Annotated in this window: 21 protein-coding genes; 9 read left to right on the top strand and 12 right to left on the bottom strand. The window is 73.9% G+C overall.

Translation table 11 applies throughout. The features are described from left to right. Positions 1 to 194: 194 nt before the first annotated feature. Positions 195 to 605 carry an organic hydroperoxide resistance protein gene (locus ACZ55U_RS04770; protein ID WP_465522437.1) on the top strand — a complete coding sequence of 137 codons (411 nt, stop codon included), beginning with the start codon at positions 195 to 197 and terminating at the stop codon, positions 603 to 605. Between the two features lie 85 nt (positions 606 to 690). On the opposite strand, the gene ACZ55U_RS04765 is transcribed toward ACZ55U_RS04770, so the two are convergent. Then, positions 691 to 1071 carry a hypothetical protein gene (locus ACZ55U_RS04765; protein ID WP_465522435.1) on the bottom strand — a complete coding sequence of 127 codons (381 nt, stop codon included), beginning with the start codon at positions 1069 to 1071 and terminating at the stop codon, positions 691 to 693. A 148-nt stretch (positions 1072 to 1219) separates the two neighbouring features. Between ACZ55U_RS04765 and ACZ55U_RS04760 the strand changes: the two genes are divergently transcribed. Continuing rightward, complete coding sequence (locus ACZ55U_RS04760) at positions 1220 to 1771, top strand: hypothetical protein (protein WP_465522433.1); 552 nt, start codon at positions 1220 to 1222, stop codon at positions 1769 to 1771. An 11-nt stretch (positions 1772 to 1782) separates the two neighbouring features. Here the strand turns inward: ACZ55U_RS04760 and ACZ55U_RS04755 are convergent, their stop codons facing one another. The 3 genes from ACZ55U_RS04755 to ACZ55U_RS04745 all read right to left on the bottom strand — a co-directional run bounded on the left by ACZ55U_RS04755 (position 1783) and on the right by ACZ55U_RS04745 (position 4657). Further along, the gene (locus ACZ55U_RS04755) at positions 1783 to 2433 is read right to left on the bottom strand and encodes a LamG domain-containing protein (protein ID WP_465522431.1); all 651 of its coding nucleotides are present in this window, start codon (positions 2431 to 2433) and stop codon (positions 1783 to 1785) included. A gap of 193 nt (positions 2434 to 2626) precedes the next feature. Beyond that, complete coding sequence (locus tag ACZ55U_RS04750; protein WP_465522429.1) at positions 2627 to 3253, bottom strand: CBS domain-containing protein; 627 nt, start codon at positions 3251 to 3253, stop codon at positions 2627 to 2629. Between the two features lie 204 nt (positions 3254 to 3457). Beyond that, the gene (locus ACZ55U_RS04745; protein WP_465522427.1) at positions 3458 to 4657 is read right to left on the bottom strand and encodes an FAD-dependent monooxygenase; all 1200 of its coding nucleotides are present in this window, start codon (positions 4655 to 4657) and stop codon (positions 3458 to 3460) included. Between the two features lie 183 nt (positions 4658 to 4840). Between ACZ55U_RS04745 and ACZ55U_RS04740 the strand changes: the two genes are divergently transcribed. Beyond that, the gene (locus ACZ55U_RS04740) at positions 4841 to 5551 is read left to right on the top strand and encodes a TetR/AcrR family transcriptional regulator C-terminal domain-containing protein (protein ID WP_465522425.1); all 711 of its coding nucleotides are present in this window, start codon (positions 4841 to 4843) and stop codon (positions 5549 to 5551) included. Positions 5552 to 5698: 147 nt separating this feature from the next. After that, positions 5699 to 6499, top strand: a complete 801-nt coding sequence (locus ACZ55U_RS04735) for a HEAT repeat domain-containing protein (RefSeq protein WP_465522423.1) — start codon at positions 5699 to 5701, stop codon at positions 6497 to 6499. A 125-nt stretch (positions 6500 to 6624) separates the two neighbouring features. Here the strand turns inward: ACZ55U_RS04735 and ACZ55U_RS04730 are convergent, their stop codons facing one another. Beyond that, positions 6625 to 6990, bottom strand: coding sequence for a hypothetical protein (locus ACZ55U_RS04730; RefSeq protein WP_465522421.1), 366 nt, complete (start codon positions 6988 to 6990; stop codon positions 6625 to 6627). A gap of 272 nt (positions 6991 to 7262) precedes the next feature. Between ACZ55U_RS04730 and ACZ55U_RS04725 the strand changes: the two genes are divergently transcribed. Then, the gene (locus ACZ55U_RS04725) at positions 7263 to 7532 is read left to right on the top strand and encodes a GlsB/YeaQ/YmgE family stress response membrane protein (protein WP_465522419.1); all 270 of its coding nucleotides are present in this window, start codon (positions 7263 to 7265) and stop codon (positions 7530 to 7532) included. Between the two features lie 144 nt (positions 7533 to 7676). Here ACZ55U_RS04725 and ACZ55U_RS04720 read toward each other — a convergent pair whose 3' ends face one another. Then, on the bottom strand, positions 7677 to 9557 hold the full coding sequence (locus tag ACZ55U_RS04720; protein ID WP_465522417.1) for an APC family permease: 1881 nt from the start codon (positions 9555 to 9557) through the stop codon (positions 7677 to 7679). Positions 9558 to 10061: 504 nt separating this feature from the next. Between ACZ55U_RS04720 and ACZ55U_RS04715 the strand changes: the two genes are divergently transcribed. The 3 genes from ACZ55U_RS04715 to ACZ55U_RS04705 all read left to right on the top strand — a co-directional run bounded on the left by ACZ55U_RS04715 (position 10062) and on the right by ACZ55U_RS04705 (position 13994). Beyond that, positions 10062 to 11636 (top strand): N,N-dimethylformamidase beta subunit family domain-containing protein, encoded by a 1575-nt coding sequence (locus ACZ55U_RS04715; protein ID WP_465522615.1) that lies wholly within the window; start codon positions 10062 to 10064, stop codon positions 11634 to 11636. 270 nt (positions 11637 to 11906) lie between these two features. Then, positions 11907 to 12641 carry a polyprenol monophosphomannose synthase gene (locus tag ACZ55U_RS04710; RefSeq protein WP_465522415.1) on the top strand — a complete coding sequence of 245 codons (735 nt, stop codon included), beginning with the start codon at positions 11907 to 11909 and terminating at the stop codon, positions 12639 to 12641. A gap of 99 nt (positions 12642 to 12740) precedes the next feature. Beyond that, positions 12741 to 13994 carry an FUSC family protein gene (locus ACZ55U_RS04705; RefSeq protein ID WP_465522413.1) on the top strand — a complete coding sequence of 418 codons (1254 nt, stop codon included), beginning with the start codon at positions 12741 to 12743 and terminating at the stop codon, positions 13992 to 13994. A 31-nt stretch (positions 13995 to 14025) separates the two neighbouring features. On the opposite strand, the gene ACZ55U_RS04700 is transcribed toward ACZ55U_RS04705, so the two are convergent. The 6 genes from ACZ55U_RS04700 to ACZ55U_RS04675 all read right to left on the bottom strand — a co-directional run bounded on the left by ACZ55U_RS04700 (position 14026) and on the right by ACZ55U_RS04675 (position 19643). Further along, positions 14026 to 14475, bottom strand: coding sequence for an SRPBCC domain-containing protein (locus ACZ55U_RS04700; protein WP_465522411.1), 450 nt, complete (start codon positions 14473 to 14475; stop codon positions 14026 to 14028). Positions 14476 to 14479: 4 nt separating this feature from the next. After that, positions 14480 to 14953, bottom strand: a complete 474-nt coding sequence (locus ACZ55U_RS04695) for a VOC family protein (RefSeq protein ID WP_465522409.1) — start codon at positions 14951 to 14953, stop codon at positions 14480 to 14482. A gap of 89 nt (positions 14954 to 15042) precedes the next feature. Beyond that, positions 15043 to 17040 (bottom strand): phosphocholine-specific phospholipase C, encoded by a 1998-nt coding sequence (locus ACZ55U_RS04690; RefSeq protein ID WP_465522407.1) that lies wholly within the window; start codon positions 17038 to 17040, stop codon positions 15043 to 15045. Between the two features lie 61 nt (positions 17041 to 17101). Beyond that, positions 17102 to 18550, bottom strand: coding sequence for an endonuclease/exonuclease/phosphatase family protein (locus tag ACZ55U_RS04685; RefSeq protein WP_465522405.1), 1449 nt, complete (start codon positions 18548 to 18550; stop codon positions 17102 to 17104). Between the two features lie 369 nt (positions 18551 to 18919). Next, the gene (locus ACZ55U_RS04680; RefSeq protein ID WP_380703506.1) at positions 18920 to 19186 is read right to left on the bottom strand and encodes a metal-sensitive transcriptional regulator; all 267 of its coding nucleotides are present in this window, start codon (positions 19184 to 19186) and stop codon (positions 18920 to 18922) included. Between the two features lie 109 nt (positions 19187 to 19295). Continuing rightward, a complete protein-coding gene (locus ACZ55U_RS04675; RefSeq protein WP_465522403.1) occupies positions 19296 to 19643 on the bottom strand; it encodes a PRC-barrel domain-containing protein in 348 nt (115 codons plus the stop codon). Between the two features lie 279 nt (positions 19644 to 19922). On the opposite strand from ACZ55U_RS04675, the gene ACZ55U_RS04670 reads away from it, so the two are divergent. Beyond that, positions 19923 to 20753: an SAM-dependent methyltransferase gene (locus ACZ55U_RS04670; protein ID WP_465522401.1), complete on the top strand. Its 831-nt coding sequence runs from the start codon at positions 19923 to 19925 to the stop codon at positions 20751 to 20753. Positions 20754 to 21035: the final 282 nt, after the last annotated feature.

Raw genomic sequence — 21035 nt, 5'->3', positions numbered from 1 at the left:
CATGGTACCGATCACCCTCGCGCGATTAAGTTGTGCGCAATTGAATTGCATGCTCTACTTATCGCATCGCAACGCACCGCCACTAGATGCACCGCGACACCGCAGCACCGCAGCACCGCGACACAACGCATCACGCACGGCAGCCACAGCACCGGCCGCCGTCAGCGGAATCCAGGACCAGAAGGGAAGCGATCATGGACGCGCTCTACACCGCAGCCGCCACCGCGAACGGCCGGGAGGGCCGCGCCGTCAGCTCCGACGGCCGGCTGGACCTCGCCCTGGCCATGCCGCCCGCGCTCGGCGGCAACGGTCAGGGCACCAACCCGGAGCAGCTCTTCGCCGCCGGTTACGCCGCCTGCTTCGCCAGCGCCCTCGGCCTGGTCGGCCGTCAGGCCGGGGTGGACACCAGCGAGGTCTCGGTGACCGCCGAGGTCTCCATCGGCAAGGACGGGGCCGGCTTCGCCCTCGCCGCCGTGCTGCGCGTCGAGCTGCCCGACGCCCTCACGGGCGAGACCGGCGAGCTGCTCGTCAAGCAGGCGCACGAGGTCTGCCCCTACTCCCGCGCCACCCGGGGCAACATCCCGGTCGAGCTGGTCGTCGAGTGACCGCCCTCGCCGGATAGCCTCCAGGCTTCCATAGACGGGGCGGGCCGCCGCATCGAACGCGGCGGGCCCGCCCCGCACCCGGGGGTCATTCGCCACCCGGGGGATTCGCCGAGCGCAGGGTGTCCAGCCTGTGCCGGTACTCCTCCGCGTCGATCTCCCCCTTGGCGAACCGCTCCGCGAGCAGCTGCTCCGGGGCCACCCCCGAGCCTCCTCCACCACCCTGGTACCCCTCGCCGGTCGGCCCCGCCGATCCGGTCCGGCCCCAGGCTCCGGGGCCCGCCGGCCCGGACCCGCCGGTGCCCGATCCCGGTTTGCCGGGCGGAATCGGCTGCCGCGAGCGCGACACGTAGCGGAACAGAGCCACCGCGAGTAGCACGACGATCACCAGGAACAGCAGCGTCCCGAACGCCATCAGCCCCATGCCCCAGCCGCCCTCGACGTGGCCACGGCCGTGCCAGTACCTCATCAGGACCTCCTCCTCCGGCCCCGTCGGGCCTCCGAGGCGAGCAGCGCCTACCACCATCGTGCGCCCGCCACCGGTGAAAGCGGCGTGAGGGGGCATGGGAGGGCGGCCGGGCACGCCACCCGGCGCGCACCCGGGTAGCGTGCCGCTCGTGAACCACCACCCGCCGCGTACGGCCCACCCCCAGTGGCCCACGGCCCACCAACCACCCAGGGCCCACCAACCGCCCACGGCGCAGCTTCCACCGGCGCCCCACGACCTGCCGCCGGCTCACCACCTGTCGCCCGACGACCGCTCCCCCGAGCAGCTCGTCGCCGCCGGGGTGCTGCGGCGCCACCTGGACCCGCGCCCCCACCCGGCACTCGGACACTCCCCGATCGGCTACGTCGCCGTCGATCTCTGGGCCGAACTGACCGCGCTCGCCATCGCACCGGCCGCCGCCGAGGCCACCGCCACCGCCCTGCTGCGCGCGATCGCCGACCGGGCCGTGGACGCGGCCCTCGCCCCGGGCAACGAACGCGCCCCTCGCGACGACCTGTACGTGACCGACCCCGCCCACATCGGTCCGTACCGCCGGGCGGTCTGGTTCCAGCGCTCCGGGCGACGCACCGCCCCGGACGCCGGGAGCGGGCCCCGCGACCCCCGCGCCGGGTGGGGCTCACCCGGTCCGATCACCGCCGCCTTCGCGCCCCACGGGCCGTAGCCCCCGTCCGCTCAGCGCTCGACCCGGAGGCTGTGGCACACCCAGCTCAGGCGGTCCGGCCCGCCGTGCGGCGGTCTGGCATGGTACGTCCCGTCCGCCACCGACATATTGACGATCAGATAGGCGTACCACCCGGCTCCGACCCCGTGGAGGTCCGCGTAGACCAGCTCGTCCTCCACGTACCAGTCCACCGAGTGCGCGCCGAGCGCCACCCGCAGGGTGAAGGTCGCGCCCGGGCCGATCCCGGCACTCGCTCCGTGCCAGTACCGGAAGCCGCCCCGGACATGGTTGGAGATCTCCAGCAGGTCCGGGTTGTCGGGGTGGTACTCGAAGACGTCAACCTCGTTGCCACCGTCCCGCCAGGTCCAGATGGCCGGCCAGGCGCCCAGTTCGACGGGCAGGGTCACGTTCGCCGTCAGCACGTCCCCGGCGTGGAGCTGGAAGCCGTCCGGGCTGCCCTCGGTGGTCAGCAGGTTGCAGCTCCACAGCCCGCCGCTGTGCCGCCTCGTCGCCGCGAACACCCCACCGGGGCAGTACTGGCGGCTGAGGTAGTCGAGTTTGTGGTCGCTCCGATTGGTCGGCCCCATCCGGGGATAGGCGCTGCTGCGCCCGGCGATCCACTGACTGGTCGAAGTGAAGTCGGCGTCGAACACGACTGCCACGGCCGCCTCCCCGAAGCTCCGGCGTCCCGGCAGTCCGCACGCCGGGCACACAGGGTGAGTTACCCGATACCCTCCGCAGTATGCGAGGCGGGTTCGCTCGTCTCCGGGGACGGACGCCGAGGCCCGCCGCCGACCAGCAAGAGGCTCCCGGCCGACCGGCCGGCCGCCCAGCCCGACACGCCCGACCAGCCGCTCAGCCGACCGCCGCCGCGCCCCCCGCGCCCAGCCGGTCGGTCACCGACACCACCCCGTCCACCGAGCGGCACAGGTTGAGCACGATCGGCACCAGGTGCGACTCGGGCACGGTGCCGCTGAGCACCACCCGCCCCTGGTTGACCTCCACTCCGATCTCCGCCGGGCTCACCCCGTCGATCCGGCCGAGCACCTCCTCGACGATCTCCCGCCGGATCACCATGTCCTCGCGCAGGAAGACCCGCAGCAGGTCGCCGCGGCTGACCATGCCGATGACCCGGCCCTCCTCGTCCAGCACCGGCAGCCGCTTCAGGCCGTGCCGGCTCATCGTCCGGGCCGCCGCGACCACGCTGACGTCGGGGGTGGTGCAGACCGGCTGCGCGGTCATCAGGTCGGCCGCGGTCACCTCGCCGTCCGGGCCCGCCTGCGCCGACTCGGGCGCGGGCAGCAGGCTGGCCGGGTCCTCCTGCGCGGCCAGGGTGCGCAGCAGGTCGGCCTCCGAGACCACGCCGAGCGGCCGCCCCTCCGGATCCACCACGGGCACACCGGTGATGTCGTACTCGCTCAGCAGCGCCACGATCTCCCGGAACCCGGTATCGGGCGAGACCAGGACCACGGGGCTGGTCATCACGGATTCGACGGTGGCATGCCGCACGCCGGTTCACCTCGTCAACGATGCTGGTCCGAACAGGCGCGGATCGTCCTGACCGGTACCGGCAGCATCCCCCGCCCCGGCGCGAATGGCCAGGGGCCAAGGGGCCGAACGGACGGGACCTTGGGCCCGGCCGGCGAACGCGCTTCCGACAGGCGGCTCGGCTCGGAGCCCGCCCGCTCAGCCCGCGACCGTCGACGGACGGGACAGCTCGCGCTCGTAGTCCGGCAGCTCGACGCTGCTGACCCGCTTGCCCAGCTCCAGCATCCGGTCCAGCGCCCAGCGCCGGTTCAGCAGCGCGTTGCGGAACCGCAGTCCCGCCGCCGTGCGCGGGGCGAGGAAGGGCCCGGTCCGGTCCCCGCCCTTCTGGCAGCCCCGGGCGTAGCCGCGCAGCAGCTTCTCGTACCGGCCGAAGGCGGCCCGGTGGTCGCCCCGCGCCCGGGCCAGCTCACCGGCGAGGACGTACGCGGCCACCACCGCCGTCCCGGTGCCCATGCCCCCGATGGTCGCGCCGCAGGCGGCGTCGCCGACCAGGGCGATCCGGCCGGTCGACCAGGCGGGCACGTCGGCACGGCTGATCGAGTCGAAGTACAGCTCGGGAGCCGCGTCCAGGCTGTCCAGCAGGTACGGAACCCGCCAGCCGAGGCCCGCGAAGGCGGCCTTGACCAGGGCCCGCTGCGACGCCGGGTCGTGGCGGTCGTAGGGCAGCTCGGGCGAGGCGAAGAGGCAGAACGCGCCGGCCCGGCCCGGGTCGCGGTGCGCGGCGCCGACGGACATCAGCCGGCCGGGCACGTTGAGGCCCACCCCGCCGACCGGCAGCCCGAGGTCGTTCGGCAGCTGCCAGGTGGCCGCGTAGTAGCCGAGGTGGCGCACGTAGTGCCGCTCGGGGCCGAACGCGAGCCGGCGGACGGTGGAGTGCAGCCCGTCGGCGCCGATCACCAGGTCGAACTCGCGTGGCGCCCCGCGCCGGAAGGTGACCCGGACCGCGCCCGGGGTCTCCTCCAGCGCCGTGACCGAGTCGCCGAAGACGTACTCCGCGCGGGCACTGCTGTGCCGGTGGAGCAGCCGGGCCAGCTCACCGCGCGGCACCTCCAGGTCGCCGCCCGCGAACTCGGCCGGCAGGTGCAGCAGCCGGCGCCCGTCGGGGTCGACGAAGGTCATCGGGCTGCCGCCGGTGCCGAGCTCGCGCAGTTCCTCCAGGACGCCCATCCGCTCCAGCACCGTCAGGTGGGTGCGGCCGCGGAAGTCGACGTCCTGGCCGCCTGCGCGCAGCGAGGGGGCCAGCTCGACCACGGTCACCTCGAAGCCGTACCGGCCCAGCCAGTGGGCCAGCGCGGGGCCGGCGATGCTCGCGCCCGAGATCAGGACCTTGGTGCTCATGGGAACCACTCCGTCCGAGAGGGGTAAAACTGTGTCTGGCGGACACTGTTCGTTGCTGTGTACGGTAGACACAGTTGGACCGGCAGGGCAAGCCCCCCAGGAAGACGCCGGTTCGGAACACGGAGCGCCGCCGGGAAACCCCGGCGGAACCGCAGGACGGGACCTTCAGGACGGGAGCGGACGATGGGCGAGGCGGCGAACGACGCGGTGCGGCTGCTCTGGGGCCCCCCGGCCAAACCGACCCGGGGCCCGAAGCCGGCCCTCAGCCTGGAGCGGATCGCCGCGGCCGGGGTCGAGGTCGCCGACGCGGAGGGGCTGGGCGCGGTCTCCATGCAGAAGGTGGCCGGGCTGCTGGACTTCACCAAGATGTCGCTCTACCGCTACGTCCCGGGCAAGGCCGAACTCATCGCGCTGATGGTCGAATCGGCCGTCGACCAACCGCCGACGGCACCGGAGGGCGCCGACTGGCGGGAGCAACTCACCACCTGGGCCCACCACTTGGCGGCCTCCTTCACCCGGCACCCGTGGCTGCTGGACGCCACGGTCGGCACTCGGGCGCTCGGTCCGCGGGAACTCGCCTGGCTGGAAGGGGTGGTGGCGGCCCTCGACGGCCAGGGGCTGACCGGCGCCGAGCGGATGGACGCCGCCGTCCTGCTCACCGGGCACGTGCGCGGGATCGCCGCCCAGTCCCGGGCCACCGGCCCGGCCGGCAACCCCGAGGCCGAGATCCTCGCCGCCCTCGGCACCGTGGTCCAGGAGCACGCCGACCGCTTCCCCGCCGTGGCCGCCGCCATGGCCGACCCGGCGGGCCGTGACCAGGCACTGGAATTCGGCCTGGAGCGCATCCTGGACGGCCTGGCCGCCCTGATCGAACGCCGCGCGAACACCGTCTGACCGGCTCGGTCGAACAACCCGGACCGCGCGGCCCGAACCGCGCCGGCCGAGCCCCGCCGCCTACCGCCCGACACCCGCACCGGCCCGCCCGCACCACCGGGAAAACCGTTCGAACCCCCCGGCCACCGCTCGCTACCATCGCGCCCCATGGCGATGTTCGTGCACCTGACCTCCGCGGCCAACGCGCCACGCGTCCGCCGCGCCGGGATCCGCGCCGACAGCCGGGGCCAGGGCGGGGCTCGCGGGGTGTACTGCTTCCCGGTGCTGCCCTCGTACACGCTGACCCACCAGTGGCTGCGCGAGCTGGCCCGGTTCGGCCCCAAGGGCGCCCTGGTCGCGGTGCACATCCGGCTGGGCGACGAGCAGGAGGTCCTGACCGGCCACTTCGGCGACCGCGCCCGGGGCTCCCAGCGGCCGGTCCGGGCGGCCGAGGCGGTCCGGCGGATCGGGGCGCTGGCCGATCCCCGCGGGTGGGAGGTGTTCCTGCCGCGCGCGGTCGGCGCCCGCGAGGTGCACCGGATCCGCGCCGTGCCGCAGGTCGCCGGCTGGCGCTACCTCCCGGGGGCCCACGGCACCCGGCCCTGCACCTGCGCCGGCTGCCGGGTCATCGGCGAGTACGGCAGCCGTCGGCTGCGCGAGCGCCACCCGCACCCGCTGGACGGCCCTCCGCCGCCCAGCCGGGTCCTCCTCGCCCGGGTCGCGGCAGCCGGCGATCCGGGCGATCCGGCCGAACTGCGGGCCGCGCTGCACTGGTTCGGCCTGCGCCGCCGCGGCCCGCTGGACCAGCTCGCCCGCCTGGCCGCCCACCCGGACCCGGAGGTCCGGGCGGACCTGGTATGGGCGGTGTGCCGCTGGTCCACCCCGGGCGTCGCCGAACTGCTGGACGGCTTGGCGGACGACCCGCACCGGGACGTCCGCGAAGCCGTGGCGATGGCCCGGGAGGACTGAAGCCCGGGAGGGCTGAGACCCGGGCCTCCGGAGGCCTCCGGGAAAGCCGCCCCGGGCCCCGCCCGACCACTCACCGCCACCCGGCCGGGTGCCGCCCGCCGGGGACGAAGGGCAGGGGTCGCCCGTCAGGAGACGCGCTTGAGCTGCCAGGAGTTCTTCTCCAGGCTCGGCACCGCGGAGTAGTTGCAGCCGGACCCGTAGAAGGTGCTCACGATGGTCCAGCCGTCCGGCGGCCAGGTGGAGGCGCAGGCGTTGACCACGGTGCCGACCGGGTAGCCGGTCAGCTGCATGATCTTCTTGGTGTTCGGGGTGAACCCGGAGCCGCAGCCGGCGCTGTTCCACCACTGGACGTCCACGAACCCGCTCGGCGTCAGCGAGGAGGAGCAGCTGGTGCTGGTGTCGCCGGGCGCGGCCTGGGCCGTCCCGGTGGTCAGGGTCAGCGCGGTGGCGGTACAGCCCAGGGCGAGCGCGAGGGAACGAAGGCGTATCACGAGGGTCGACTCCTCTCTGTGACGCGGCCCGTCCGCGTCCCGCCCATTCCTATCCGTGCCACCGCGGTGACGGACAGCGGCTTTCCGGCCCGGCCGTCGGCTCGTTCTCGCCCTTCCCCGCCCGGGACCACCCGTCCGCTCGCCGCTGACCTGCGGAAATTCCCGTCGACGTGCCCGCCCGGCCGATCCGGGTGATCATGGGACGAACCGCGTCTTCGGCGATTGGGCGCACCGGGCCGTCGGCCCGGGTGGTGCCCGGAAGGTGGACCGCGATGTTCCAACTCCTGTGGATTCTGCTCATCGGCTTCGTGCTCGGCGTGATCGCCAAGCTGATCCTGCGCGGACCGCAGTCGATCCCCTGGTGGCTGACCATGCTGCTCGGTGCCGCCGGGGCCTGGCTCGGCAACGCCGTCTCCGGCTGGATCGGCGTCCGGCACACCTCGGGCGTCGACTGGATCCGCCACATCCTGCAACTCGCCTTCGCGGTCGCCCTGATCGGCCTCGTCGCACCCGCGTGGGGCAGGTCCCACCCCAGTCGCTGACCGCGCGAGCGGGCGGTCCCGCCCCGTCGGGCCGCGGCACCGACGGCAGGGGCCGCCCGGGCTCGCCCCGGGCGCACCGGCGACGGCACGGACCGGCCCGTGCTCGGCCCGCGTTCACCGGCGACGGCACAGGCCGGCCCCTCCTCAGCCCACGTGCACCGCCGGCCGCCGTGACCGGTCCGGCTCGGCCTCCCGCAGCACCTCGCGGGTGACGGGCGCGATCTCGCCCTGCCCGAACAGGAAGAACCGCAGGAACTGGGCGAAGGGGTTGCCCTCCGTCCACTCGAAGTAGATGTGCGGCTGCTGCCCGGTGAGGTCGCGCACTTGGAGCAGCAGGGCGGCCAGCGCGTTGGGCACGCTGGAGCTCTGGAGCGCCAGCACCCGGTAGCGGTCGTGCAGCACCTCGCCGCGCACGGTCAGTTCGGCCTCGAAGTCGGACGGGTCGAGCACGGTGACCTCGACGAACACCAGGTCGTCCTCGGCCGGGATGTCGTTGTCCCGCCGGATCTGGTGGATCTTGTCGCGGTACTCGGCGAGGTCCCGGCTGTTCGGCTCGTTGGCGATCAGCCGTAGCGGCCGGTGCGTGTAGTCCCGGACGAACCGCTCCGCGACCTCGTCCAGCGCCACCTCGGTGACGCGCAGTTCGAAGGCGCGCTTGAGCCGGGAGAGGAAGGAGACCAGCATGATGCCGCCGATGAAGCAGGCGCCGATCTTGACGCCGTCCGGCCGCTCGGCGACGTTCACCACCGTGGTGTAGAGGAACACTGCGGAGATCGCCGCGAAGCCGATCCACCAGTGGTGCTGCCCGGCCCGGTGCGCGGCGATGGTGACGGCGATCGCGGCGGAGCTGATCAGCACCAGCACACCGGTGGCGTAGGCACCGCCCTGGGCGTCCACGTTGGCGTCGAAGATCCAGGTGACCAGGAAGGCGATCAGGGTGAGCACGATGACGGTCGGCCGCACGGCCCGGGCCCAGTGCGGGGCCATGCCGTAGCGGGGCAGGTAGCGCGGCATCAGGTTGAGCAGCCCGGCCATCGCGGAGGCCCCGGCGAACCAGAGGATGGCGATCGTGGACAGGTCGTAGACGCTGCCGAAGGTGCTGCCCAGGTACTGGTGGGCGAGGTAGGCGAGGGCCCGGCCGTTGGCCTGGCCGCCGGTCTTGAACTGGTCCGCCGGGATGAGCAGCGTGGTGATGAAGCTGGTGGTGATCAGGAACGCGCTCATGATCACGGCGGCGGTGGTCAGCAGTTTGCGGGCGCCGCGGATGCGGCCGGTGGGCTTCTCCTCGGTGTCGTCCGGATCGCCCTCGATGTGCGGCATCACGGCGACGCCGGTCTCGAAACCGGACAGGCCGAGCGCCAGCTTCGGGAAGACGATCAGGGCGACGCCGACCATCGCGAGCACGTTGCCGTGCTCCACCGTGAGCGCGTCGGTCCAGTCGCTGAACACGTGCGGGGCCTTGAGCACGTGCCAGAGCCCGTTGACCACCACGACCACGTTCAGTGAGAGGTACACCGCGACCAGCACCACGGCCAGGCCGATCGCCTCGCTGAAGCCCTTGAGGAAGACGGCGCCGAGCAGCGCGATCATGATCATGGTCAGGGTGATCTGCCTGCCGGCCAGGGCGGCGTGGACGTGCGGGTTCTCCACCAGGTGGGCGCTGGCATCGGCGGCGGACAGGGTGATGGTGATCATGAAGTCGGTGGCCGCGAAGCCCAGCAGGGTCAGCACGAAGAGCTTGCCCTTCCAGAACGACAGCAGCCGCTCCAGCATCGCGATCGAGCCCTGGCCGTGCGGGCTCTCCCGGGCGACCCTGCGGTAGACGGGCAGCGCGCCGAGCAGGGTGACGACCACCAGCACGATGGTCGCCAGCGGCGAGACCAGGCCGGCCGCGAGCGCGGCGATGCCCGGCTGGTAGCCGAGCGTGGAGAAGTAGTCCAGGCCCGTCAGGCACATGACCCGCCACCAGCGCTGGCCCTTCTCGGCCGGCGCCTCGGCATGCGGGCCGGGGTGCTGCTTGGCCATGTCCGACAGGCCTTCCAGGAGCCAGGCCCGGAACCGCTCGCGCCGGGAGGGGGACGCCGCCCCCTGTTCGGCCGACCCCGACGAAACCACGTGCACCCCTGTCCACGTCTCGGCCGGACGCGCACCGCTCCGGCCCCCCGGTGGCCGCCGGACGGCGGGCCTGGTCAGGCTAGGGGACCGACCCGCCCCCGCCGGTCAGCGCGCGGGCCGACACGCCCGGGGTGCGCCCGTACGGCCCCGCCCGGCCGCGGAGCGGTTCCCGTCGGTGCCGCGGCCCCCGGCGGTGACCGGGGCCCGGCGCGGCGGTCCGCACGACCTGGTGAAACACGCGAGGATGTCCGCGCGCACCGACACGGCGGCCCGGCGCGGCAGGACGCGGCCCCGGCCCGGTTGACGCACCCCCGGACACGGGCAGGACCAGGAAGCGGGCCGGGAACCCGGCCGCAGGACACGGAGGTCACGGTGGCGGAGCCGAGTCGGCGGAGGATCCTGGGCCTGGGCCTGATGGCGGCGGCCGTCACCTCCTGCGGCCCCCGCCGCCCGGATCCGGCTCCCGCCGCGCACCCGTCCGCCCCGGCGTCCGCCGAGGCCGCCACCGGCGGTCCCACCCCGAGCGGCCCCACGCCGAGCGGTCCCGCCCCGGGCGGCCCGGCCGCCGACGGGCACGGCCGCCCGGAGAGCGAGCGGTCCCTGCCCGGCAACCCCGACTGGGAGATCACCGACCCGGGCCCGGACGGCGCCATCGAGGGCTTCGCCGACCGGGTCAGCGTGCTGCCCGGCGAGACCTTCGGCCTGCACGTCTCCACCCCGGCCGCCGCGTTCACCGTCTCCGCCTACCGGATGGGCTGGTACGACGGCGCCCGCGCCCGGCTGGTCTGGCGCCGCGAGCACGTGCCCGGCACCAAGCAGGCCGCACCGCACGTGGACCCGGTGACCCGCACGGTGCTGACGGGCTGGCAGCGCACCCTCGCGGTGGACACCGCCGGCTGGCCCGAGGGCGCCTACCTGCTGCGCCTGGACGCCGAGGACGGCTCCGGCCGCCGCTACGTCCCGCTCACCGTCCGCTCGGCCACCACCGCCGGCCGGACCGTGGTGATGAGCGCCCCGGCGACCTGGCAGGCCTACAACGAGTGGGGCGGCTACAGCCTCTACAACGGCCCGACCGGCGGCCTGGCCACCCGCTCGCTGGAGGTCGTCTTCGACCGGCCGTACGACTACGACCACGGCGCCGGCCTGTTCCTGGTGTACGAGGCACCGCTGGTCGCCCTCGCCGAGCGGCTCGGCCTGCCGCTCGCCTACACCACCGGCATCGACGTGGCCCGGGAGCCCGGTCTGCTCGCCGGGGCGAGCGCCGTGCTCTCGCTCGGCCACGACGAGTACTGGTCGCCCGAGCAGCGCGCCCACGTGACGGCGGCCCGGGACGCCGGCACCAACCTGGCGGTCCTGGGTGCCAACTGCTGCTTCCGCCGGGTCCGGTTCGAACCCACCGACCTCGGGCCGGACCGCACGGTGGTCTGCTACAAGGACTCCTGGGCCCAGGACCCGGGCCGGCGGGCCGGCGCCCCGGCGACCACCGACTTCCGGGCCGCCCCCGACGCCGACCCGGAGAGCTCGATGCTCGGCGTCATCTACGACGGCTATCCGGTGGACGCCCCGTACGTGGTCGCCTCGCCCGGCCACTGGGCCTTCGAGGGGACGGGCGTCGCCGCCGGGGCCTCCTTCCCGCACCTGGTGGGGGTGGAGTACGACCGGGTGAACACCGGCTTCCCCACGCCCCGCCCGATCGAGGTGATCGCCCACTCCCCCGTGGTCTGCGACGGTCGGCACTCCCACTCCGACACCGCCTACTACACCGTGCCGAGCGGTGCCGGGGTGTTCGCCACCGGGACGATGCGCTGGGTCGAGGCGCTGGAAGCGCGCGGCCCCGGCGGCGGCCGGGCCGACCACGGCATCGACTCGCACGCCGGGGACCTGGTCCGCCGGGTCACCGAGAACGTGCTGCGTGCCTTCGCCGCCGGGCCAGCGGGCCGCACCCACCCGGCCCAGGACAACCTGGCTGCCGTCTACGGCACGGCGTAGCGCGGCCGGCTCGGCCGGTGCCGGCGGGGTGACGGTCTCCGCGCGGAAGGACGGTAGGGCGGGAGGTCACAGGCGTTCTGCGGGCAGCCGTTCCGGGTGTCCGCGGCCCGTCACCGCACCGCATCGCGCTCGAACGGGCTTCCGGCGCCGCCTGGGCACCGGAAGGCCCGAACCCCTGGATACACTCACACGGTCCAACCACCACAGGTCATCAGGAAATCCGACCGGTACGGCAGCGTGCCGCCGGCAAGGGCACGAGGGAAACAGAACATGGTCGAGGCCTCCCCCAAGGTCGTTGTGGTCGTCCCCACGTACAACGAGCGGGAGAACCTCCCGGTGCTCGCGGGTCTGCTCGCGGAGCTTCCGGTGCCCGACCTGCACCTGCTGGTCGTCGACGACAACTCCCCCGACGGCACCGGCGAGATCGCCGACAAGCTCGCCGCGGACTCCGGCGGCACCGTGAGCGTGCTCCACCGCACCGAGAAGGACGGCCTCGGCCGCGCCTACCTGGCCGGCATGGCCAGGGCCCTGGACGACGGCGCCGACATCGTGGTGCAGATGGACGCCGACCTCTCCCACCCCGCCTCGGCGATACCCGCGATGGTCGAGACGCTGCTGACCGACGGCACCGCCGTGGTGCTGGGCTCCCGCTACGTCCCCGGCGGCTCGACCGCCGCGGAGTGGCCCTGGCACCGCAAGGCGCTCTCCGCCTGGGCGAACCTCTACGTCAACACGATCCTCGGCCTCGGGGTGAAGGACGCCACCGCCGGGTTCAAGGCCTGGCGGGCGAGCACCCTGCGCGCCATCGACCTGCCGACCGTGCGCAGCAACGGCTACTCGTTCCAGGTCGAGATGAACTACCGGGTCGTCAAGCGCGGCATGACCATCCGCGAGGTGCCGATCCGCTTCGAGGAGCGGATCGAGGGCGCCTCGAAGATGAGCATGGGCGTCCAGGTCGAGTCCGCGCTGGCTCCGTGGAAGCTGCGCTTCGACCGCGACAGCTGACGGCCGCCGGCCGCGCCCGCCCCGGGTGGACGCGGTCGTACGGGTGCCGTACGGCCCGGCAACCGGTGTGAGGGGCCGCAGCGGGGAAAGAAGGGCGGCATGGCCCTTCTCCCGGAGTCACTCACGGACCTGGTCCGCCGCGGCGCCCGAGACCCCTTCGTGGTCCAGACCGTCCGGGCCACCGTCGCGGCCACCATCGCCTTCGCGGTGGCGACGCGGCTCAGCAGCGAGCCCGCCCCGCTGACGGCACCGCTGACCGCGCTGCTGGTCGTCCAGGTCACCGTCTACTCGACGCTCAAGACCAGCGTCCGCCGGGTCAACTCGGTGGTGGTCGGCGTGCTGATCGCGATCGGGTTCAGCGCCGTGGTCGGGCTCTCCTGGTGGAGCCTCGGGCTGATCATCCTGGCCTCGCTGGTCGTCGGCCGCCTCGTCCGGGTCGAGGAGTTCGTCCAGGAGGTCGCGATCAGCGCGATGCTGATCCTGGGCGTGACCAAGCTCGCCTCGCAGGCCTGGGACCGGGTGCTGGAGACGCTCATCGGCGCCGCCGTCGGCCTGCTGTTCAACCTGCTGTTCGCGGCGCCGGTCTGGGTGGACACCGCCGGGGAGTCGATCGAGGACCTCGCCCGGCGGGCCCGCCACCTGCTGCTCGACATCTCCGAGGAACTGGGCCGCCCCACCCCGGTCGCCCGGGCCGCCGAACGGCTGCACGAGGCCCGCCGGCTGGACCAGGCTATCGCCGACGTGGACGCGGCGCTGCGCCAGGCCGAGGACAGCCTGCGCTTCAACCCCCGGATCAGCGAGGGGCTGCTGTCCCGGCTGGTGCTGCGGACCGGTCTGGACACCCTGGAGATCTGCGTCGTGGTGATCCGGGTGCTGGCCCGCTCGCTGACCGACCTGGCCAAGCGGCGCGGGCCCGACGAAGAGCTCTTCCCGCCGGAGGTCGCGGTGGGGCTGGAGGAACTGCTGGCACACGTCGGCGACGCGATGGTGAGCTACGCGGTGCTGGTGACCACCCAGGTGAGCCGCAACGCCGAGGAGGCCGAGGAGCGGCTGGCCTCCGAGCTGGCGGCGGCCTGGACCTGCCGGGAGAACGTCGCCCAGATGCTGCTGCGCAAGGTCCAGGAGCACCCGGAGGCCTGGCAGCTGCACGGTTCGATGCTCGCCGAGGTGGACCGCATCCTGGACGAGATGGACCTGGAGCACCGCAGCCGGCGGCTGATGGAGGAACTGGACCGGGCCTCGGTGGCGAACCAGGAGCGGTTCTCCCGCTACGCCTGGCTGCGCCGCCTGGCGCGCGGCGAGCGGGCCCGCAGCCGCCGGGCGACCGTCACGGCGGAGCGCCAGTCGGGGTGAGGCCGGGGCCCGGTCCGTGACGACGCCGTGCTCAGGGCATCAGCCAGGGCTGCTGCGGCAGCGGGTGGCCGGTCTCCAGGTAGGTCTTGAGGTTGGCGAGCACCGCCGACCAGCCCTGCTCGGCGTCCGCCCGCGCGGCCTCGTCGCCGAGGTTCTCGTGGATGACGGTGAGCCGGGTGAGGTCCTGCCAGCCCTGGATCTCGAAGGTGACCCTGGAGGGCCAGCCGGCGCGCTGCTCCTGCGGCCCGGCCCAGGTGGTGACCAGCCGGTGCGGTCGGTCGGCCGCCTCGACGCTGCCGATCACGTCGGCGATGCCGGAGCCGTCGGCCCGCTGGTGCTCCCAGGGCGCGCCGGGCAGCCAGGTGGAGACGTTGCGGTGGCCCCAGTACACGCCGGACTCGTCGGCGTTGGTGAGCGCGTGCCAGACCCGCTCGGGGGTGGCCCGCAGGTAGGTGATGCCGCGGTGGCTGAGGGCGGTCACGGCCTCACCCCTCGGCCGCGTCGAGCAGCGGCTGGATCTCGATCTTCCGCATCCGCAGCATGACCGCCATGACCCGGTCCGCCTTGGCCCGGTCCTCGCCGCCGACCAGGTCGAGCAGCACCCGCGGGGTGATCTGCCAGGACAGGCCGTAGCGGTCCTTGAGCCAACCGCACGGGCCGTCCTGGCCGCCGTCGGCGGTGAGCTTCGCCCAGAGCTCGTCGACCTCCCGCTGGTCGTCGCACTCCACCTGGAGCGAGATCGCCTCGGTGAAGCGGAACTCGGGGCCTCCGTTGAGCGCCGTGTAGGGGCGGCCGGCGAGCTCGAACTCGACGGTCATCACCGAGCCGGCCGGGCCGGGGCCGGCGTCGCCGTAGCGGGTGGTCCTGAGGACCCGGGAGTCCGGGAACAGCGTGGTGTAGAAGGCGGCGGCCTCTTCGGCCTGCCGGTCGAACCAGAGGAAGGTGCTGATCTTCTGCATGCGCCCGACGGTAACGGCGGGCCGCGGCCGGACCGCCGAGCCACGGCCGGGGGTCACCGGATCGGCGCCCCCGGCGGGTCGGCCACCGCTCAGTGCACCCAGCCCGCGTAGCGCTGGGCGAAGCGCCGGCCGGTGTGGGCGGTCACGATGACGTCGTAGCGGCCCTGCCGGTCCAGCGGCCAGGCCAGCTCGGCCTGCTTGCCGGGTTTGACCCAGACGGTCCGCGCGCTGCCCGCGAAGTCGTTGGGCACGGCGGTGAAGGCCACGTCGGTCATCCCGTCGTTGGCCAGTTGCAGGGTGAGCTCGCGGTTGCCGCGCAGGTCGGCGGTAACGATCGGCACCCCGACGTCGTTCTGGCCGTCCTGCCCGTCGCGGACCACGGCGCCGGCGAAGCGGCGCACGAAGCCGTCCGGGCCGTGCACGGTGAAGTCGTAGCGACCGCCGGTCGCGGCGGCGTCCCAGACGTGGCGGGCGGTGGCGCCGGGGGCGACGGTGTACGGGGTGCCGGAGAAGGGCAGCAGGATGTTCGGGTAGACGGTGTAGGGGAAGGCCACCGAGCCGTCGTTGCTCATCGTGCAGGTGACCCGGCCGGTCCTGCGGTCCACCTCGACGTCGGCCCACGGCTGGTACGGCAGCGGGCGGTGCGGGCGCTCGCCGGGCTCCTGGACCGGCATCGCCTGGGCTCCGACCGCCGGCAGCGCGACACCGGGCAGCTTGGTGCCCGCGTCGGCCCTGGCCATCAGGGCCTTGGTGTCGGGCAGTTCGGGGATCGAGTAGTCCGGGGCCGCGAAGTCGAAGCAGCTGGTGAGGTCACCGCACACGGACCGGCGCCAGGCCGAGATGTTGGGCTCCGCCACCCCGGTGACCAGCTCCATGAAGCGCAGCACCGAGGTGTGGTCGAACACCTGGGAGTCGACCCAACCGCCTCGCGACCAGGGCGAGATGACCCACAGCGGCACCCGGTTGCCGAGTCCGATGGCCCGGCCCTGGGTGTACTCCTCGGGGGTGCCGGGCTCGGGGGTGGGCGGCACCACGTGGTCGAAGTAGCCGTCGTTCTCGTCGTACATCACCAGGAAGACGGTGTGCCGCCAGACCTCCGGGTTGGACGTCAGTGACTTCAGCGCCTGGTCGACCCAGTGCGCGCCGTAGGCCGGACCGGCCTCCGGGTGCTCGGAGAACAGGTAGGGCGCGACCAGCCAGGAGACGGTCGGCAGGGTGCCGTCCTTGCAGTGGCGGTCGAAGTCGGCCGGGTCGAACCTGGTCATCGCATTGACGTACCGCGGGTCGTCGTGCGGGAATTCGTGGAACTGCCGGAAGTAGGAGAGCGCGTTGTCGTCGTAGTCACCGGTGCGGTCGTCCTTGCTGGGGTTGTGGTAGACGCGCCAGCTGACGCCGGCCGCCTCCAGGCGCTCGGCGTAGGTGGTCCAGTCGGCGACGGGGTTGTCGGTGACCGGGGTGTTGTCGATCCACGGGCCGGTGGTGCCGTCACGGCCGGGGCCCGAAGTGCCGGTCCACAGGTACAGCCGGTTGGGGTCGGTCGGGCCGGCCAGCGAGGTGAAGTAGGCGTCGCAGACGGTGAACGCGTCGGCCAGGGCGTACTGGTAGGGGATGTCGTCGCGGGTGAAGTAGCCCATGGTGCGCTCGCCCTTGGCGGCGATCCACTTGTCCATCGCGCCGTTGTTGATGGCCTGGTGGCCGGTGGCCCAGTCGTGCGGGAGGCCGCCGGCGTTCTGCGCGTTGTACTTGGCGGTGTCCATCCGGTACGGCAGCATCACTCCGCCGTCGCTGCGCCGGCTGTCGGGCTGGCGGAACACGTCGGTGCCGTCGGGGAACCGGAGCGCCTGCTTGTCGCCGAACCCGCGGACGCCGGACAGGGTGCCGAAGTAGTGGTCGAAGGAGCGGTTCTCCTGCATCAGGACCACCACGTGCTTGACGTCCCTGACGGTGCCGGTGAGCGGGGAGCCGGGCTTGGTGGCTGCGACCGGGGCCGGGGCGGCTGCGGCCCGGGTGGCCGTCAGACCGGTCAGGGCGGTGGCGCCGGCGGCCGCGGTGGCGACGGCGAAGGTGCGGCGGGAGAGCTCGGACATGGCGAACTGACCTCTCGGAGCTGGTGTTGGGGGAGCCTGGGCGGCGCTCGGAGTCGAAGGCTCAGAGCTGGAAGGTGGCGACCGCGGCAGCGGTGTCGGAGGGCCATTCGTTGGCGGCGGCGCCGGGCTCGGGCTGCGGCCAGTCGGCGACCAGGGTGTGCGCCTCGACCAGCTTGAGCGGGCCCGCGTACTGGACGTAGTCGACGCGGTCCTGGGGCTCCGGGCGGTCGCCGCGCCGCTTGCGGGTGGGCGACCAGGTGGCGCCCGGGGCCTTGACCGGGTCGCGGTTCTCCTCGCGGAAGGTGTCGGTCAGCCCGGCGGCCTGGAGCGCCACGGTGACCGGCCAGGCGAGCGCGCCGATCCCCTGGTGGGCGGCGGCGGTGGCGGCCGTCCAGTCCCGGTGCGAGGGCGAGGCGAGCGCTCCGACCAGCACCACCGGGGTGCGCCGGGCGATGTCCGCGCGCACGGCGGCGGCCAGCGCCTGGGCCTGCTTCAGCCGCAGCGAGCCGTTCTCGGCGGCCAGCACCTCGGCGGCGGTCCGGCCATCCTGGACGGCGTACGGGCCATAGCCCGCCTCGTCCAGGTGGGCGGCCCAGAAGCGCACGGTGCGGCCGCCGGGCAGGCGGAGGGTCGCCGCGGCGGCGGGCAGGTCGGCGGTCGGCGGGGTGACGTCGGTGAGCGGGTACCGGCTGAGGACGCCGACGCTGCCCGGGCTCTGGTAGGCGTACCAGCCGAGGGCGTCGGCCAGGGTCGCGGCCCGCTCCCCCGCCGTCTCCTGGAGGGCGAGCACGTCCAGGCCCTGGGCGAGGACCACCCGAAGCTGCTTCTCCAGCGCGTCGGTGTGGGCCGCGCCCGCGTCGTGGAGGTTCCAGCTGGCGGCCTTGAGCCGGGGCGCGGCGGCCGGGTCCGCCACCGGGACGAGGACGGTGACGGTGTCGGTGGCGCCCGCGCTGTCCTTGACGCCGACGACGACCACCTCGGGGGTCTTGCCGGGGGTGGCGGGCGCGGTGCCGGTGAGCGTGCCGTCGGCGCTGACGGAGGCCCAGGCCGGGCCGCTGACCTTGCGGTACGCGGCGGAGCCGGGCGGGTTGCCGGCCGGGCGGCACCAGAGGCCGCCGAGCTTGACCGTCACGGCGGAGCCCGGGGCGACGGGCGTGGCGGTGAACGCGTCGACGGCGGCGTGCGGGCGGACGACGGCGGGCTTGGGGCGGAAGGCGAACGGCTCGGTGCGGGCGAGGATGCCGTAGCCGTCCTTGGCGAGCAGGTAGGCGGTGTACGGGCCGCCGGTCAGCGCGGAGGTGTCGAGCTGGACGTCGCCCGAGGTGCCCGGGGCGTACTTCCACAGCAGCGAGCCGCCGTTGCCGGGCTGGCGGCTGCCGTCGTAGACGCCGACCCAGTTCTTGGCGTCGGGGGCGTCGGTGGTCCAGTGGAAGGTGAGCCGGTCGCCCTCGGTGGGGCTCTCGGCGGGGTTGCTGGAGGAACTGAGCGTCAGGGCACTGCCTGCGGCCACGGTTGTCCTGTCCGCCGCCCGGGGCTCGGGCGGCCGGGGGCGGCTCACCGGGGCCGGGGGCGGCTGGTCACGGAGGCGGGGAGGAGGAGTCGCCCACAGTTGGCTGTACAACTGGTGGGCGGGCCTCATTCACCCGAAGGCCGGCGACCGGTGCGTGAACGACACATGACGGTGTGTCGGGCGGTGCGGGAACTTCCTCGGGCACTCCACCGGGCGCCGCCCGTGGCGACGCGAAGAGGACGAGCGACGCGGGTCGGCGGCACGGACAGGCGACCCGGGCCGGCGGCACGGACAGGCCACGAGGGCCGCGGTGGACGCCTCCACCGCGGCCCTCGTCGGACCGTGCTCCTTGAGGGTGCTTGGGCCCCGTCAGGCCAGGGCGAGGAAGAGCTTCTCCAGCTCGGCCTCACTCATCGGCGGGGCGCCCTCCTCGGCGCCGGCCATGCACTGGCGCATGCCGCTCGCGACGATCTTGAATCCGGCCCGGTCGAGCGCGCGAGAGACGGCGGCGAGCTGGGTGACCACGTCCTTACAGTCCCGACCCGCCTCGATCATCGCGATCACTCCGGCCAACTGGCCCTGCGCGCGACGCAGTCGGTTCAGGACCGCGCCGACCGCCTCCTCGTCCACCTGCATGTCGGGGCCGCCTTTCGCATCGACTGTCGATGGACAAGTGTACCCGGTGGGGTATTCATTCCCGGGCGCGGAAGCCGGGCCCCTCACCGCTGCCCGTCCCGGCCGCGGCTCAGCGGCGGGCCAGGCGGCGCTCCCCACTGGCCCCGGTCGTGTACGGGATCTCGTAGTGCGCGAACACGGCGGGCTCGTCCTCGACCGGCAGTACGTCGTCGGTGCCGATCGCGGGGGCCTGCTTCACCTGGTTGCGCGGGTACGCCACCCGGACGTAGTCCGGCCCGGCCACCGCCCCGTCCAGCGGGACGAACGCCAGACGGCGCCGACCGGCGAAACCGACCGTGACGGTGGCGAAGAACGGCTCGTCGCTGGCCGTCTCCACGTAGACGGACTCCAGGGAGCCGATGCGGCGGTCCTTTTCGTCGACCACGGCTCGGCCGCGCCACTCGCGGATGTCTGCCATTGCGATGACCACTGCCCGGCCTCCCGTCCCGGTTGATTCCACTGCCCCGACCTCCCATCCTGCGCCCGGGGCGGCGGCGGCGCGCGGCGAGCCCCGGGCCCTCCCCTCCCGACGGCCCCGGCGAAAGGGACATACGGGGTGACCGAAAGGGACATACGGGGGTGACCCGGCCAACCGGCACCGAGGCCGTGACCAGGGCTTTAGGCTGTCGGCCAGCAGGGCCGGGGGCGGGTCGATCGGACCCCACCGGCGAGATCCGGGGCGGAGGAGAGGGCGACCGTGGGATACGAGAACACGTGGGAGTCGGGCGGGGTCAGGATCCCGGCCGATCTGCGGCCCGAGATCCCGCACCCGGCCCGGATGTACGACTACTACCTGGGCGGCAAGGACAACTTCCCGGCCGACCGCGCCGCGGCGGAGACGGCGCTGGCCGCCAACCCGGAGTTCCGCTCCACCGCCCGCGCCAACCGGGGCTTTCTCACCCGCGCGGTGCGGTACACCGCCGACAGCGGCATCGACCAGTTCCTCGACATCGGCACCGGGATTCCGACGGCCGGGAACACCCACGAGATCGCCCGGAGCGCCAGGCCGGGCGCGCCGGTCGTCTACGTGGACAACGACCCGATCGTGCTCAGCCACGCCCGCGCCCTGATGGCAGGCCCGGCGGCCGGTCGCACCACCGTCATCCAGGCCGACCTGCGCGAGCCCGCGGCCCTGCTGGAGGCGGTCCGGGCGGTGGACCTGCTCGACTTCTCCCGGCCGGTCGGGCTCGTCCTCGCCGCCGTGCTCCACTTCCTGCGGGACGAGGACGAGCCGTACCGGGTCGTCGCCACCCTGCTGGACGCCCTGCCCTCCGGCAGCCACCTGGTCCTCTCGCACGGCACCGCGGACTTCATCCCGCCCGAGGTCCGCGACCGGGTCACCGGCGTCTACGACAAGGCCACCGCACCCCTGGTCGGCCGCTCCCGCGAGGAGGTCCTGGCCTTCTTCGACGGCCTCGACCTCCTCGAACCGGGCGTGACCACCGTCCCGCTCTGGCGCCCCGAGACCACCCCCGCACCCGGTGCCGACCGGGTCAGCATGTACGGCGCGGTGGCCCGCAAGCCCTGAGGCCCGGCGGGCGACGCTCCGGCCTGGGTGCCCCCGGCCGGGCGTCCTGGCCGGGCGTCCTGGCCGGGCGTCCTGGCCGGGCGTCCGGCCCGGCTGTATCGCGAGGCCCGGGCCGGGTGGACGGCGGGGTGGTCAGGGAGTTCGAAGACCGTTCAGGAACCGCTCGGGCTCCTCGGCCCACGGGCGGTGGCCGGAGCGCGCCGGCATCTCCGGGCGGCTGTGCGGCAGGCATGCCGCCACCGCACGGACCGGAGCGGAGCGGGGCCGCCACCGATCCGGCCC

This window comes from Kitasatospora sp. NPDC034533, from assembly GCF_055575155.1.
The sequence above is the reverse complement of the archived record's forward strand: the minus strand, read 5'-3'. Positions and strand labels throughout refer to the sequence as shown.

Coding starts and splice junctions, on each gene's coding strand:
- ACZ55U_RS04770 (WP_465522437.1), top strand. CDS start 195: ATGGACGCGCTCTACACCGCAGCCGCCACCGCGAACGGCCGGGAGGGC.
- ACZ55U_RS04765 (WP_465522435.1), bottom strand. CDS start 1,071: ATGAGGTACTGGCACGGCCGTGGCCACGTCGAGGGCGGCTGGGGCATG.
- ACZ55U_RS04750 (WP_465522429.1), bottom strand. CDS start 3,253: ATGACCAGCCCCGTGGTCCTGGTCTCGCCCGATACCGGGTTCCGGGAG.
- ACZ55U_RS04745 (WP_465522427.1), bottom strand. CDS start 4,657: ATGAGCACCAAGGTCCTGATCTCGGGCGCGAGCATCGCCGGCCCCGCG.
- ACZ55U_RS04740 (WP_465522425.1), top strand. CDS start 4,841: ATGGGCGAGGCGGCGAACGACGCGGTGCGGCTGCTCTGGGGCCCCCCG.
- ACZ55U_RS04735 (WP_465522423.1), top strand. CDS start 5,699: ATGGCGATGTTCGTGCACCTGACCTCCGCGGCCAACGCGCCACGCGTC.
- ACZ55U_RS04725 (WP_465522419.1), top strand. CDS start 7,263: ATGTTCCAACTCCTGTGGATTCTGCTCATCGGCTTCGTGCTCGGCGTG.
- ACZ55U_RS04720 (WP_465522417.1), bottom strand. CDS start 9,557: ATGGCCAAGCAGCACCCCGGCCCGCATGCCGAGGCGCCGGCCGAGAAG.
- ACZ55U_RS04715 (WP_465522615.1), top strand. CDS start 10,062: ATGGCGGCGGCCGTCACCTCCTGCGGCCCCCGCCGCCCGGATCCGGCT.
- ACZ55U_RS04710 (WP_465522415.1), top strand. CDS start 11,907: ATGGTCGAGGCCTCCCCCAAGGTCGTTGTGGTCGTCCCCACGTACAAC.
- ACZ55U_RS04705 (WP_465522413.1), top strand. CDS start 12,741: ATGGCCCTTCTCCCGGAGTCACTCACGGACCTGGTCCGCCGCGGCGCC.
- ACZ55U_RS04695 (WP_465522409.1), bottom strand. CDS start 14,953: ATGCAGAAGATCAGCACCTTCCTCTGGTTCGACCGGCAGGCCGAAGAG.
- ACZ55U_RS04690 (WP_465522407.1), bottom strand. CDS start 17,040: ATGTCCGAGCTCTCCCGCCGCACCTTCGCCGTCGCCACCGCGGCCGCC.
- ACZ55U_RS04680 (WP_380703506.1), bottom strand. CDS start 19,186: ATGCAGGTGGACGAGGAGGCGGTCGGCGCGGTCCTGAACCGACTGCGT.
- ACZ55U_RS04675 (WP_465522403.1), bottom strand. CDS start 19,643: ATGGCAGACATCCGCGAGTGGCGCGGCCGAGCCGTGGTCGACGAAAAG.